This window comes from Collinsella aerofaciens, from assembly GCF_015553355.1.
Lineage (GTDB): Bacteria > Actinomycetota > Coriobacteriia > Coriobacteriales > Coriobacteriaceae > Collinsella > Collinsella aerofaciens_V.
The window spans coordinates 18270-32463 of sequence record NZ_JADNGN010000028.1 but is presented as its reverse complement, the minus strand read 5'-3'; the positions used below and the strand labels follow the sequence as shown (position 1 = coordinate 32463).

Here is a 14194-nt window from a genome sequence, read left to right as displayed (position 1 = left end):
ACCGGTTGCGGGGCGCTTGCGTTTGCCCAGATAAAACCGACCAAAATAAACCTGTCCCTTTTTGGCAGGTTAGTCCCAGAAGCTGTCTTCCTCATCCTCGGACTTGGGTCCGCGGTCGACGTACATCTTATGGGTACGCTTCTCCATTACAAAGGCAAGAATCGCAAATAACAGGATGCCGCCGGCGAAAAGGATGGCAAAACCGGTGCGGGTGCCAAACAAAAAGGAAAAAACTGCGTCCATTGGGTGCCTTCTTGCGTAGTTGAGTTGGGTCGTAAACGCTCATAAGTATATACTTGCCCATACATGTACAAGGTTGCAACCTAAATGGAATGTATATCGCCGGAGGATCTAATGCTTGATATCAAGTTTGTTCGCGAGAACCCCGATGCCATCGATGTCGCCATGGCTAACCGCCAGACGTCTTGGGATCGCGAGAAGTTCTTTGAGCTCGACGACGAGCGCCGTGCCGTCATCACCGAGGTCGAGGAGCTCCAGGCTACGCGCAATGCCGAGTCCAAGAAGATCGGCGCCCTGATGAAGGAGGGCAAGAAGGACGAGGCCGAGGCCGCCAAGGAGGCCGTGCGCGCCGTCAACGAGAAGATTGACGGTCTGGCCGAGCGCCGCACTGCCCTCGAGCAGGAGCAGTACGACTTCATGGCTCACCTGCCCAACATTCCTTGCGAGGCCACGCCGTACGGCAAGGACGAAGACGAGAACATTGAGCGCCGTCGTTGGGGCACCCCGCGCGAGTTCGACTTCGACTTTAAGCCGCACTGGGATCTGGGCACCGACCTCGACATCCTCGACTTCGAGCGCGGCAACAAGCTCTCCGGCAGCCGTTTCACCGTTCTCGGTGGTGCCGGCGCCCGCTTGGAGCGCGCCCTTATCAACTTCTTCCTCGATACGCACACCAGCCGTGGTTTTAAGGAGTGGTGGCCGCCCATCGTCGTCAAGCGTCAGACCATGTTCGGCACGGGTCAGCTGCCCAAGTTCGAGGACGACGCCTATCACGTCTCGGGCGACAACTTCCTGATCCCCACCGCCGAGGTCGTGCTTACCAACCTGCACGCCGGCGAGGTCCTCGATGCCGACACTCTGCCGCGCCGCTACACCGCCTTCACCCCCTGCTTCCGCGAGGAGGCCGGTTCCGCCGGTCGCGACACCCGCGGCATCATCCGTCAGCACGAGTTCGACAAGGTCGAGATGGTCAAGTTCGCTAAGCCGGAGGAGTCTGACGAGGAGCTCGAGAGCATGACCGCCGAGGCCGAGTACCTGCTGCAGCAGCTGGGCCTTCCGTATCGCGTGATTAGCCTGTGCACCGGTGACTTGGGCTTCTCTGCCCGTCAGACCTACGACGTCGAGGTCTGGCTGCCGAGCTACAACGCCTACAAGGAGATCAGCTCCTGCTCCAACTGCGGTGACTTCCAGGCTCGCCGCGCCAACATCAAGTATCGCGACCCCGAGAACTTCAAGGGTTCGCGCTACCTGCACACGCTCAACGGTTCCGGCCTGCCGGCCGGCCGCACCATGGCCGCCATTCTGGAGAACTACCAGAACGCCGACGGCACCATCACGATCCCCGAGGTCCTGCGTCCTTACATGGGTGGTCTCGAGAAGATCGAGCCGGTCGCGTAAGTTGGCTGCATAGGGGATATGCAAGGGCGCTCCTTCGGGGGCGCCCTATTTCGTGCGCAGGTCCATACCATGCCGTGCGGACAGCTCGATAGAAAACACACGAACAAACGTTCTGTATACATGCATTTACCTGCTATGCTTTTGCTAACTAAGAGCAAGAGAAAGGGGATGTGATGGAGCTGTTCGACGAGCGGGTTGTGTTGTTCCAGAGTGATGAGGGCGGGGAGCACCTGCTGGTAACGTGCGAGCCGTCGGGTATGGGTGGCTTGGTGGTTCGGCAGACGAGTGAGGGACCATTGACGCAATGGTGCTATGAGGAGTCGCCGCATGTGGTCGAGACGTTTGTGGCGCATGAGGCGCTTGTTGTCCTTGAGCACTTCTATGGCGTTGGATCTTCTAATCAGGTGGCCCGAATGCTGAGCATTTCGTTTGCCGACTACGACTGTGCCCAACGGGTGCGGTCGCTTCTGGGGGAGCTTGGCGTCGGGTTCGATGTGATCGAAAAGCCAATCGATCGTACGAAAAGCGCTGATGCTCGTGGTGCAGCGTGACAAATTGCGGCCCGCGCGAAAAAAGTTTGAGATTTTGCTTGACTCTAATGAACTAAAGTGGTTTTATATGTCTTGCGCTGCGGCGTTACCTCAGCTGGATAGAGGGTCTGACTACGAATCAGAACGTCATAGGTTCGAATCCTATACGCCGCACCAATTGAAATCGAAAGCCTCCGGCAACGGGGGCTTTTCTTTTATGCCACCGCTGCATGGATTCGAACCTCGGTCGAGGCGCGGGCGTCAAGAAAACGCGGAGCGTTTTTAGCGAGCGGGCGAGGACGCCGGCAGGCGGGCGAAGCCGGTGCGGATCCGCGCAGCGGATGCGCGGAATCCTATACGCCGCACCAATTGAACTTGAAGCCTCCGGCAACGGGGGTTTTTATATCGCGATGCGTCGAAGATCGCATCAAGTGATTAAAATGAGTAAAAATCAAATTCAATAACTTTTTTTGAAAAACGCTTGACGATTATTCAGTCCATGTGCATAATAATCAACAAGTTGCTGCGTTACCTCAGTTGGATAGAGGGTCTGACTACGAATCAGAACGTCATAGGTTCGAATCCTATACGCCGCACCAATTGAACTTGAAGCCTTCGGCAACGGGGGCTTTTCTTTTATGTCGCCGCTGCATGGATTCGAACCTCGGTCGAGGCGCGAGCGCCAAGAAAACGCGGGGCGTTTTTAGCGAGCGGGCGAGCACGCCGGCAGGCGGGCGAAGCCGGTGCGGATCCGCGCAGCGGATGCGCGGAATCCTATACGCCGCACCATTTGAGATTGAAGCTCCCGGCAACGGGGGCTTTTCTTTTACGTAAGCACCGCATGGATTCGAACCTCGGTCGAGGCGCGGGCGTAAAGCGGACTATTTCCTGTCGACTCGTGTAAGATTCCGAGTAGGTGTCGCGGCCCATCCGCGACCACTCCTTCTCTCAACGACCGATCAGGGTGATATTTCGTGGCAGAGCGTCCGACATACAAGCTCAGGTTTCTCGATCCCAAGAAGCGCTTTCCGGCGATGCCCGAGCAGCCTGCGGGACGCTCATATGGCGTGGTCTGGAAACTCTTTGGCGAGGACCAGCATGAATCTTGTTATGTCGTCGAATTCGTTGGCAAAAGTCATGTGTCGCTTTTGGGCTACGTAAACGTTTCGGGTGAGGTGTACAAGGTGGACCGCCCCGTCAGCGAGGCTCCGCTGCCCAACGATCCCGACATGGAACTGGTCCTTGACGAGTCGGATTCCAGTATTGGTGAGATTATGGTAAGGGAAGCCAACGGTGCAATGCACGCATGTGCGCAAACTGTCGGTTCTCCCGAAGGCCCCATGCGCGAGCAGTCCGACCACGAGACATGGAATTCGACCCGCGCCCTTCCTTACGGCGAGTTCATGGCATCGATGTTCCTGCGCTACGTGATATTCGCTGACTCCGAAAATGCCATTGCGAGCACGGCGGACGCCGGCGGACTCGACGAGGGTATGCAAAATGTTGTCGACAAGATCAAGCTCGTAAAGTTGCCCGAGCCGGTCGAGGTGTTTTTGGCTTTAACACGGCACCGCTACCTGACGCTATCGAGACGCTGCTCTACCGCGTTGACCATGCCGAGAATCCGAGCGGTATCGAGCGCTATGCCGCCACCCTTATGAGCGAAATTGACTTGCCCCGTCTGCGCACCATCGCTGCCAAGTCCGAGATGAGCCTGGCTCGCATTGATCGTTCAAAGCTTTTCTATCTCAATTTTGATCGTAGCCTGCTGGACCAGGACGAGATTGACATGCTGCTTGCAATAGAGTGCCGTCTCAACCGCCTTTCCGGCATCCTTGAGCGCATCGGGGCCGGATTGGCCCCCGCGGCCTCGTCGCCGAGCCTTGAGGGCTGTGCACTCTTTGATTCGTGGCATATCGCTAAGACGACCAACGATGTTCCCCGACTGCTCGATACGGCCTCGAGCGATAACCCGTGGGGCAAACCGGGTACGGTGGCTTGCCAGCCGGGCGGCGAGTGGGACGTGCGCACCCGTTTTGCGCGAATCGTTGAGGCGCTCAACGTGGTCACACGGCTCGACTATACCTATCGGGCAAACGTTGCCGAGGGGATTATGCTCGTTCGGTTTGGGCGGTCTGTCGTGGATGCCATGCCACAACGTGAATACGACGCTCAGGATGACGCCTGGCGCGAGCTGGACGAGGACATGCGCGCGATCTGGGCCGCGGAGCACGATGCGCGCGTGGCACTTACGCTTGCGGCAGCGTGTTTTGCCGCGGACACCTGCATCACGCGCTGCTATGTGCAGATTGCTGCTCCCGACAGTGAGCAGGGCGAGCGCGTTGTCGCAACGTATTTCTTTGGGCGCGCGGCCTATCTGGCCGATTGCGTGCCTGTCGCCAAGGATCTTGAGAGCATGGACATGGACGATATGCCGTGCAAGCGTGTGCTTGAGGCGTATGAGTCAACCGCTCCGGAGACGATTGAGCCTGCGGAGGTTCATGCTCGTCCGCGTGATGACCATCGCACACTGCCGCCGACGCTACGCGATCTGCTGCTTGCCGATACGGCTGACGAGTTGGAGGTCATGGAAGAGGACGACGACCCATACGTGGCCCGCGTTGTTGAATTGCGCGAGCAGGCAAAAGTCGACCGTACAGGTGCCTTTGAAGGCTTTTCCCGTCTTGTCGAGGAGTTGGAGGCTAAGTGCGCCGTCGCCGAGCTTTTGGCGACAGGTCCGGTTCAAACGCAGTTTTGCGATAACCAGCTGGTGCGCATGGTGCTACCGGTGTTGGAAGAAGACCGCTCTGTGCGAATCCTTCGTGCGCCCGATGCACTGTACTTTGCCCAGCACGAGATCTGCAGCTTTTACGCCGAGCAAGAGGACTTTGAACGAGCACTGCCCGAGGTGCGCCATCTTTACGATCTGGCACGCTCGTCCATGCAATCGCACTTTGCGCTCATCAACGTGCTTGCGCGTCTGGAGCGCTTTGACGAGATTATCGAGGTGGCGCGCCACGGCCTACGTATTGCCAGCGATCGTTCTGCAATCGGCTACCTGTTCTATCGCTTGGCGTTTGCCTATTGGAATTGCGATCAGCTCGACCTAGCGCTGGCTTGTTACCGTCTGGTGCCGCGCGGTGAGGAATCGGGCAGTAGTGCGCTGGAAGAAATGCAGGGCCTTATGAATGAGATGGGCGTCAGCGAGCCTCCGACGTTCGAGGAGGCGGTCGAGACCATCCGCAAGGCTGGACTCGAGCTGCCGCCAGTGTCCGCCGTGACGAATCAGCTGGCAGATGCTGCTGTGCAACTGGTCGACAACGGCTTCTTTTTCCTGGCACGCGGTTGCATCTTCCAAATGTGGCGCACTATGGGCAACGACGAGCTCGGCTCCCTCAACCGCTCGCTGGGGTAGGCGAAGCCTCCAAGGAGGAAAGGATGCTAGGCAATTAGAAAATTTCCTCTTGCCCATCCTTGGCTGTTTGGTTACTATAGAACGGCTGTTACGGAGAGCTGACCGAGAGGCCGAAGGTGCTCGCCTGCTAAGCGAGTATGCCCCAAAAGGGCATCTGGGGTTCGAATCCCCAGCTCTCCGCCAGTATGAATTTAAAGAAGGGTCCCATTTGGGGCCCTTTTTTTGTGTGGAGAAAGGAGGCTGGGGATTCGAACCCTCAAAAAAAGAGGCATCCTTTCGGACGCCTCCTTTCAGTGGGCTGATTATTCTTGCGCTCTACACCTCAGGAGCCTTGGCGACGGTCTCGCTCTCTGCCGCAAGTGGCCGGTTGTCGATGCGGCGGCCCAAGCGATCGAGCTTCACGAGCAGCCATTCAATGGGATTCGGTCCTGCGCCTTCCTCGTCGGCAACCAGGTCCATGACGGCGATCTTGGTGCCGTCCTGCTTGAGCGTAACGCTGCCCACCTTGTCGCCCACATGCACCGTGCCCGAAAGATCGTCGTAGCTAACCTTTTCGGTCACCTCGCCGGCAAGGGAAAACACGGTCGCTTGCGCCGTAGGATCGGCGAGCGTGGCGTCGATCGTCTTATCCGTCCAGTCGGTTTGACTAATGCGCGCCATAAGCGGGTTGCCGTTGGCGGTCTTTTCCTGCGTGTTGGCGATCGCGACCGTCACCTTGTGACCGTAGTACCAATTGGCAAGGGTTGCGGTATCGGTAAAGCGCTGGTCGGTGGTGGTGGAGTTCAAAACGACGGTGTAGATCTCGTCGCCATCGCGGTTGTAGGCACTCGTAAAGCAATAGCCCGCGTCGTCGGTGGTGCCGGTCTTGCCGCCGATGTTGCCATCTTGGCCCAGCAAATAGTTATGCGTGTCCATGGAATGCGAATGGTCGGTGCCGTCGGCGCCCGTGACCTCGATCCAGGAATCCTCGCTCGCTACGACCTCGCGGATCGTGTCGTTTTTCATGGCCTCCTGCATCATCAGCGCTACGTCATGTGCGGTTGAGTGCATATCGCCAGCCCACTCATCAAAGTCCAGACCATGCGGGTTTTCAAAAAGCGTACCGGTACAGCCGAGCTTCTTAGCGCGCTCGTTCATGGCCTTCACAAAGGTGGCCTCGGCGTCTTTGGTCTTAGGGTCGATCTTCTTGCCCACATATTCGGCGAGCACGATGGCGGCGTCGTTGCCCGAGGGAATCATCAGGCCGCGCAGCGCCTGCTCCACGGTAAGCTTGTCGCCTTCGAGCAAGCCGGCGGTCGAATTGCCCACGGTGGCCGCGGCGTTGCTCACTGTGACCTTCTCGTCCATCTTGCAATTCTCGACGGTTAGGATTGCGGTCATGACCTTGGTGATCGAGGCAATCTTGACCTGCTCATCGGCGTCGCGGGCATAGTAGACGGTGCCGTCTTTGCCCATGACGAGGGCATTGGTCGCATCGATATCGGGCAGGTTTTCGGCCGTGATACCGCGCACATCGGCGGTTTTGCCGCAAACATTGTCGGTCGTGAGCACTTGGGCGCCGGCGACGGTGGGCACGCCAGCGGCAAGGGCGATAGCGCAGACAAAGCCGGCGGCAAGCTGGGCTGAGCGCTTTGCAAAAGAGGTGAGGGACTTCACGGATTTCGCTTTCGACGGGATGGTCTCTTCTGAAACTAGAGTATATCGTTTGCCGGCGTCGGCGATCATCGCGTGCGTGCGTGGCCCACATCCGCGCCCGAACGGGCACAAGGGTGCTTAAGGCCGACTTAATCACCCACGCTTGTTGTGTGTGACGGGCGCCCCCTCGGGCATAATGGAGCGCGAGAGGAGCACGCATGAACGAGCGCATACTGGTAGTTGATGACGAGAAGGCCATTGCCGACCTAGTGGGCATCTACCTTACAAAAGAAGGCTTTGACGTCCAGATTGCCTATAGCGGGGCCGATGCTGCCAAGGCAATCTTGGAGCAGGAGTTCGATCTGGCGCTGCTGGATGTCATGCTGCCCGATATCGATGGGTTTGAGCTGCTGCGTACGATCCGTTCCAGCCATACCTATCCTGTGATCATGCTGACGGCGCGCGATGCCCAGCAAGACAAGATCGAGGGCCTTTCGCTTGGCGCGGACGATTACGTGGTTAAGCCGTTTCGTCCGCTGGAGCTCGTCGCGCGCGTGCACGCTCAGCTTCGCCGCTACACCAGCTACGGTAGCCGTGCACAGGCGGCCGAGTCGCCGACCATTCAGCTCGACGGCTTGGAGATCAACCGCGACGCTCGTTCCGTGACGGTGGACGGTGCACCGGTACGCCTCACACCCACCGAGTATTCAATCTTGCTGTATCTGGTCGAGCATCGCGGCAGCGTGGTGGCCGTGGAGGACCTGTTCCGTGCGGTGTGGAACGAGGATTTTATGCCCGGCTCCAACAATACGGTGATGGTGCACATTCGCCACTTGCGCGAAAAGATTGGCGACGACGCACAAAAGCCGCGCTTTATCAAAAACGTCTGGGGCGTCGGCTACATAATCGAATAACGCTTTTCGCTTGTGAGGATCTTGATATGACAAAAGACGATAGACAAGCGTTCGAGGTGCCCGATCGACTCTTTGAATACGTGAGGTCGGTCGTCGACAACCGCGCGCTTGCAACGGTGCTGCTCTTTTTGCTGAGCCTGCTGCTGATTGGCATTGATAACATCGCTGGAATCTTGGCGGTGCTGCTTGTCGGCTTTTTGCTGATCGATCGATTTGAGATCGTGCGCCGCTGCATGGTGATTGGCGGCGCCGCGTGGGCCATGACGTTGGCGATTGGCGCCATGGCGCTCGGCGGCATCGAAGGGCCGGTGCTGTTCGATGCCGGCTTTGTATTCAACATGCTTGGCTTTGTGCTGGCGCTTGCCGCGTGCGTGCTGTTCTTGTGCGGCCGCGCCCTGTACTACCAGGGCTACGAACAGGGCGAGCAGCATGCCGATTGTGTGCTGGCCGCTCGTATTCAAGATCGCCTGATCGATCACCCCGACACCTGGGACAACATTGACGGCGACTTCTTGGAGGTCGAGGGCGCCCTTAACCGCGTGCGTGACCGTGAGCGCAAGGTGCAGCAAGCTCTGCGTGACGAGTCGCATCGCAAGGACGATTTGGTCACGTACTTGGCACATGACCTACGCACCCCGCTTGCCAGTGTGGTGGGCTATCTTTCGCTGCTGCAAGAGGCTCCTGAGCTGCCGGTTGAGCAACGTGCGCACTTTACGGGCGTGGCTCTCGACAAGGCGCACCGGCTCGATGCACTCATCGAAGAGTTCTTCGATATCACGCGCTTTGACTTCCACGATATCGTGCTCACGCGCGGCTATGTTGATCTGGGGTTGCTGCTGGCTCAGGTGGCTGACGAGTTCTATCCCATCCTCAACGAGCAGCATAAGGAAGCCCAAGTTGATATTCGCGAGGACCTGACGGTGCTCGTGGATGGCGACAAGATGGCTCGCGTGTTCAACAACATCATGAAAAACGCCGTTGCCTATAGCTATGAGGGCTCGAACATCACGATCGAGGCCAGACGCCGGGACGGCGGTGGCGTGCGCGTGCGCTTTATCAATCAGGGCGATCCCATCCCTGAGGCAAAGCTCAAGGTGATCTTTGAGAAGTTCTATCGCCTGGATGCGGCGCGTGCGACCAATCGCGGCGGCGCTGGACTGGGGCTTGCCATCGCCAAGGAGATCGTATGCGCGCACGGCGGTACCGTTGCATGTGAATCGACGCCCGAACACACGATATTCACCATCGAGCTGCCCGCCGCATAGCCAGCGTGCCCTTACAAACACTTGACAATGCGCTCACGTGCATATGAGCCGCGATTTCTACTATCGATACTGCTGAATTGATATCGATGTGGAGGTATGCGGTATGACGGCTGCTGCGGCTGTGGAGCCCACGGAGCTTGAAGAACTCATGGAAGCGCAGGCCGAGGCCGCGCACGAGCGCGAGGTTGGGGATGCGACTCGCCCCACGGCAGAGGATCTTGCCGCCTCGCCGACGCGCATCGATGTCGAGGGCCTCGACCTGTTCTATGGCGACCATCATGCGCTCAAGGACGTGAATATCAAGATCCGCGACAAGCAGATCACCTCGTTCATCGGGCCTTCGGGCTGCGGAAAGTCCACGTTGCTGCGCTGCTTTAACCGCATGAACGACGGCATCAAGGATTGCCGCATCGAGGGCAAGATTGCGCTCGATGGTCAAGATATCCTGGGCGATTACGACATCTGCCGTTTGCGCCAGCGCGTGGGCATGGTGTTCCAGCGCCCCAACCCGTTTCCCATGAGCATCTACGACAACGTCGCCTATGGGCCGCGCGGCATGGGCGTGCGCGATCGCGCTGTGCTGGATGGGCTGGTCGAGGATTCCCTTCGTCGCGCTGCGCTATGGGATGAGGTCAAGGACAAGCTCAAGGAGTCGGGCCTGGGTCTTTCGGGTGGACAGCAGCAGCGCCTGTGCATCGCCCGCGCACTTGCCGTGCAGCCCGACATTCTGCTGATGGACGAGCCGACCTCGGCACTCGACCCTGTGTCGACGCTGGTGGTGGAGCAGCTGGCCTGCGAGCTCAAAGAGACCTGCACGCTCGTGGTCGTTACGCACAATATGCAGCAGGCGGCGCGCATCTCCGACTCGGTCGCGTTTTTCTTGCTGGGCGAGTTAGTGGAGCACGCACCCACCGCTCAGCTCTTCAAAAATCCCACCGACCCGCGCACGGCGGATTATTTAACGGGACGTTTTGGCTGATACCATCTAGTAAAGGTACCTTTAGGGTTAAGATGCGGTCATGCCGGCCGCAAAGGGGTTCAACATGATCTATTACGTCGAGGACGATGACAACATCAGGGATTTGACGGTCTATGCACTGCGCAAGCAGGGAATCGAGGCCGAAGGCTTTTCGTGCGATGGCGAGTTTAAGGCCGCCGTGGCGCGACGGGTACCCGATGCCGTCCTGCTCGACATCATGCTGCCCGATACCGACGGTTTGGCAATTATGCGTCGCCTGCGCGCCGACCGCCTGACGGCGACGGTGCCCATCATGATGCTCACCGCCAAAGATACCGAGCTCGATAAGGTGATGGCGCTCGATGGCGGTGCCGACGATTATCTGACTAAGCCGTTTTCGCTCATGGAGCTTGCCAGCCGTTGCCGTGCGCTGCTGCGCCGCGGCGGTATGGTCAAGCAGGTGAGTGATGTGCTCAGCGTGGGCGATATCGTGCTTTCGCCCAGCCATCGCGAGGTGACCGTTGCCGGTGAGCCACTCAAGCTTACTTTGCGCGAGTTCGATTTGCTCGAGTATCTTATGCGCAAACCCGGTGTGGTCTTTACTCGCGAGTCGCTGCTGCAGAGCGTGTGGGGCTGGGACTTCGATGGCGGCTCGCGTACCGTCGACGTTCACGTACAGACGCTTCGCCAAAAGCTCGGCGAGCGTGCCAGCGCTATCGAGACAGTGCGCGGCGTGGGCTATCGTCTGGCCGAGCCTTCCGCTGGTGGCGATACCGAAGATGCCGGCATCGCGGACGCCGCAACGGAGGAGTAGCCCGTGGTCTTTGCCCCTCAGGGAAAACACACGCTCTCGCATCGCGTGTTTGCGACGATATTTGTCTGCGCAATGTCCGTCATTTTGGCGTTTACGGTGTTGGGTGCGTTCTTTGTGCAAAACACCTTGGCAGATGCCACGAGTGCCAACCTTTCGCAAGAAACCGAGCTTATTGCCGCCGCCTTAAACGAGCAGAAGGAACCCATCGCATTTTTGCGAAGCCTCGATCGCGAGGACCTTCGTATCACGCTGATCAACAGGGATGGATCGGTCGCCTACGACAACGAGGCGTCTCCTTCCATGTTGCCCAACCATGGCGATCGCCCCGAGGTCGTTGAGGCCCTTGAGAGCGGTTCGGGCTCCGCGGAGCGCGCAAGCTCTACGCTCGACGAGATTATGCTGTATTGCGCCGTCGCCCTTGATAACGGCCAGGTTGTCCGCTTGGCGCAGGCCCAGCCTGGCGTTGCGGCGATTTTGCTGTCGATGGTGGCGCCGCTGCTGCTTATCGCAGCAGCGGGTGCGGTACTCTCGTTTTTTATGGCGCGCCGCGAGTCCCGTGCCATCATCGCGCCGTTGCAAGAGGTGGATTTGGACCACCCACGCCGTAGCTATGAGCACGCCTATGCCGAGATGGTCCCCATGCTTGAGCGTATCGAGTCGCAGCGCCAGGAACTCAAGCGCCAAATGGCGGTGCTGGCGGACAACGAACGTATGCGCCGCGAGTTCACGGCGAATATCACCCATGAGCTCAAGACGCCGCTTACGGCGATTTCGGGCTATGCCGAGCTCATCGCAAACGGCATGGTCGAGGGCGGGGACGACCTGCGCAACTTTGGCGGTCGCATCTATCGTGAGGCAGGCCGCTTGGCGGCGCTCGTCAACGACATCCTTACGCTGTCTAACTTGGACGAGGCCGAGCGTGCAACTGAGGGCGAGGCGGTGCCCATTGGGTCCACGGAGCCTATTGAGCTCTCGCGTGCCATCTACGCGGTTGAGCAGCGTCTTGAACAGGTCGCCCGTCAGGCGAATGTGACGATAAGTCATGAGACCAAGCCTGTGGTCATCGAAGGCGTGTCGCGCTTGATCGACGAGCTCATCTATAATCTGGCAAGCAACGCCATCCGCTACAATCGGCCCGGCGGTACGGTTACGCTGCAGTGCGGCACCAACGACGAAGGCCATCCGTTCCTCGCGGTCGCCGACACGGGAATCGGTATCGCGCCTGAAGAACAGGGCAAGGTATTTGAGCGGTTCTATCGCGTGGACAAGAGTAGGTCCAAGGCACGCGGCGGAACCGGCCTGGGGCTTGCCATTGTCAAGCATGCGGCCCTGTATCATCACGCCACGCTCGATTTGTCGAGCGCGTTGGGCGTGGGAACCACCATTACGGTGACGTTTCCCATACAGCAGGACGAGCCATTCGCATAGCGATACAACATAGATATTGATGCAGACGCCGCATTTGACTTTCGGGTGCGGCGTTGTTGTGCAATTTTACGATTGCTTCCGACATTTTTACAGGAGAGCCTGTTTCTTATGTATAGAGTTTGGTCTCGGTAAAAAGATGCGATAACATACGAACAGTTTTGTCAATCCGAACTGGGGAAATGAAAGGCAAGCTGCATGACCCTTCTCGAACTGTTCCAGCTGCTGAAGAAGCACCTTCAGCTGGTCATCACCCTTCCGGTGGTCTGCGCGATCGCCATGGGCATCGTGTCCTTCGTTGCGATGGACAACACCTATACCGCGACGACGAGCATGTACATTCTCGCCAAGACCGACGATAGCGGTCAGATGAGCTACAACGATCTCTCGGCGAGTCAGATGCTTTCCAACGATATCGCCACGCTGCTGGATAGCGATAGCGTTAAGAGCGGCGCCGCCAAGGAACTGGGCCTCACCGATCTGGATGACTACAAGGTGTCTGTTTCCTCCGAGACCACCACGCGTGTCATTACGCTTTCGGTTACCGGCACCGATGCCAAGGAGACGGCTAAGGTCGCAAAGGCCATGGCCAGCTCGGTGAGTACGGTCGCTCAGAACGTCGGCGCTGCCCAGAGCATCAACGTTATCGACGAGGCTAAGACCCCCGAAGCCCCCAGCGGTCCCAAGCGTATGCTGTACGTTGCTGTCGCGTTCCTCGCGGGCATCTTTATCGCAGTTGCCTATGTCGTTTTGGCAGACATGCTCAACACCCGCATCCGCGGTGCCGAAGAGGCAGAAGAGCTCCTGGGTATTCCCGTTGTTGGCCGAATTCCGGCTATGAAAGGTGGTAAATAGGCATGGCTAAGGCAAAGAACACCGATAAGCTCGTTGTACAGAATGCCGCCAAGACCCTTCTGGCCAACATCCGCTTTGCGAGTGTGGACGACCCCATTCGCACCATCACCGTTACCTCCTCGATTCCCAACGAGGGCAAGTCTACGGTTTCCATTAACCTTGCTCAGGCAATCGCCACGAGCGGCAAGTCCGTGCTCCTGGTCGAGGCCGATATGCGCCGCAGGTCCCTTTCCGATATGCTCGGCGTTCGTTCGCGCGGCGGACTCTATGCGGTTCTTTCCGAGCAGATCTCCATTGACCAGGCAATTGTCGAGACGGGTCAGAAGAACTTCTACTTCCTCGATGCCGAGCCGCATATTCCCAATCCTGCCGACATCATCGTCTCTCACCGCTTTGCCAAGCTGGTAAAGGCACTGTCCGCCAAGTTCCAGTACGTCATCTTTGATGCTCCCCCGGTCGGCACTTTCATCGATGCTGCCGAGATCGCAAGTCTGACCGACGGTGCGCTTTTTGTCGTGCGTGAGGATTTCACCAAGCGCGAGGAGGCGCTCAACGCCATCGGTCAGCTTAAGAAGTCCGAGAAGGTCAAGCTCATCGGTACCGTTATGAACTACTGCGAGACCGAGACCAGCGAGTACTACTACTCCTACTACACCAAGGACGGTAAGAAGGTGAAGAAGGGCTCCGACGATCAGGGGACTTCCAAAAAGGGCATCTTCACCAACCGAGCAAACGTTTAGTTGAT

General features: G+C 58.3%; 13 protein-coding genes and 3 tRNA genes. 14 read left to right on the top strand and 2 right to left on the bottom strand.

Annotation, left to right across the window (positions count from 1 at the left end; translation table 11 throughout):
- Positions 1–69: 69 nt before the first annotated feature.
- Positions 70–243: a DUF6724 family protein gene (locus I2D57_RS07475; protein WP_006235069.1), complete on the bottom strand. Its 174-nt coding sequence runs from the start codon at positions 241–243 to the stop codon at positions 70–72.
- 111 nt (positions 244–354) lie between these two features.
- Here I2D57_RS07475 and serS point away from each other — a divergent pair, with 111 nt between their 5' ends.
- The 7 genes from serS to I2D57_RS07440 all read left to right on the top strand — a co-directional run bounded on the left by serS (position 355) and on the right by I2D57_RS07440 (position 5766).
- Positions 355–1638 (top strand): serine--tRNA ligase, encoded by a 1284-nt coding sequence (gene serS, locus I2D57_RS07470; protein WP_040359108.1) that lies wholly within the window; start codon positions 355–357, stop codon positions 1636–1638.
- Positions 1639–1811: 173 nt separating this feature from the next.
- A complete protein-coding gene (locus I2D57_RS07465) occupies positions 1812–2189 on the top strand; it encodes a hypothetical protein (protein ID WP_195362022.1) in 378 nt (125 codons plus the stop codon).
- A 79-nt stretch (positions 2190–2268) separates the two neighbouring features.
- Positions 2269–2345: transfer RNA gene (locus I2D57_RS07460), tRNA-Arg, on the top strand.
- Between the two features lie 345 nt (positions 2346–2690).
- A tRNA-Arg gene (locus tag I2D57_RS07455) sits at positions 2691–2767 on the top strand.
- A gap of 375 nt (positions 2768–3142) precedes the next feature.
- Positions 3143–3829, top strand: a complete 687-nt coding sequence (locus I2D57_RS07450) for a hypothetical protein (RefSeq protein WP_195362021.1) — start codon at positions 3143–3145, stop codon at positions 3827–3829.
- Positions 3826–5583, top strand: a complete 1758-nt coding sequence (locus tag I2D57_RS07445; protein WP_195362020.1) for a tetratricopeptide repeat protein — start codon at positions 3826–3828, stop codon at positions 5581–5583. Before I2D57_RS07450 ends, I2D57_RS07445 begins: the two co-directional genes overlap by 4 nt.
- 92 nt (positions 5584–5675) lie before the next feature.
- Positions 5676–5766: transfer RNA gene (locus I2D57_RS07440), tRNA-Ser, on the top strand.
- A gap of 132 nt (positions 5767–5898) precedes the next feature.
- On the opposite strand, the gene I2D57_RS07435 is transcribed toward I2D57_RS07440, so the two are convergent.
- Positions 5899–7239 (bottom strand): D-alanyl-D-alanine carboxypeptidase family protein, encoded by a 1341-nt coding sequence (locus I2D57_RS07435; protein WP_195362019.1) that lies wholly within the window; start codon positions 7237–7239, stop codon positions 5899–5901.
- Between the two features lie 197 nt (positions 7240–7436).
- Here I2D57_RS07435 and I2D57_RS07430 point away from each other — a divergent pair, with 197 nt between their 5' ends.
- The 7 genes from I2D57_RS07430 to I2D57_RS07400 all read left to right on the top strand — a co-directional run bounded on the left by I2D57_RS07430 (position 7437) and on the right by I2D57_RS07400 (position 14189).
- Positions 7437–8132 (top strand): response regulator transcription factor, encoded by a 696-nt coding sequence (locus I2D57_RS07430; protein ID WP_195362018.1) that lies wholly within the window; start codon positions 7437–7439, stop codon positions 8130–8132.
- 26 nt (positions 8133–8158) lie between these two features.
- Positions 8159–9397, top strand: coding sequence for a sensor histidine kinase (locus I2D57_RS07425; protein WP_195362017.1), 1239 nt, complete (start codon positions 8159–8161; stop codon positions 9395–9397).
- 103 nt (positions 9398–9500) lie between these two features.
- The gene (gene pstB, locus I2D57_RS07420) at positions 9501–10376 is read left to right on the top strand and encodes a phosphate ABC transporter ATP-binding protein PstB (protein ID WP_229055684.1); all 876 of its coding nucleotides are present in this window, start codon (positions 9501–9503) and stop codon (positions 10374–10376) included.
- Positions 10377–10440: 64 nt separating this feature from the next.
- A complete protein-coding gene (locus tag I2D57_RS07415) occupies positions 10441–11169 on the top strand; it encodes a response regulator transcription factor (RefSeq protein ID WP_118080836.1) in 729 nt (242 codons plus the stop codon).
- Between the two features lie 3 nt (positions 11170–11172).
- Positions 11173–12597 carry a sensor histidine kinase gene (locus I2D57_RS07410; protein WP_324249216.1) on the top strand — a complete coding sequence of 475 codons (1425 nt, stop codon included), beginning with the start codon at positions 11173–11175 and terminating at the stop codon, positions 12595–12597.
- Between the two features lie 195 nt (positions 12598–12792).
- Positions 12793–13449: a YveK family protein gene (locus tag I2D57_RS07405; protein WP_195362016.1), complete on the top strand. Its 657-nt coding sequence runs from the start codon at positions 12793–12795 to the stop codon at positions 13447–13449.
- A 2-nt stretch (positions 13450–13451) separates the two neighbouring features.
- Positions 13452–14189, top strand: a complete 738-nt coding sequence (locus I2D57_RS07400) for a CpsD/CapB family tyrosine-protein kinase (protein WP_055285949.1) — start codon at positions 13452–13454, stop codon at positions 14187–14189.
- The last annotated feature ends 5 nt before the right edge of the window (positions 14190–14194 follow it).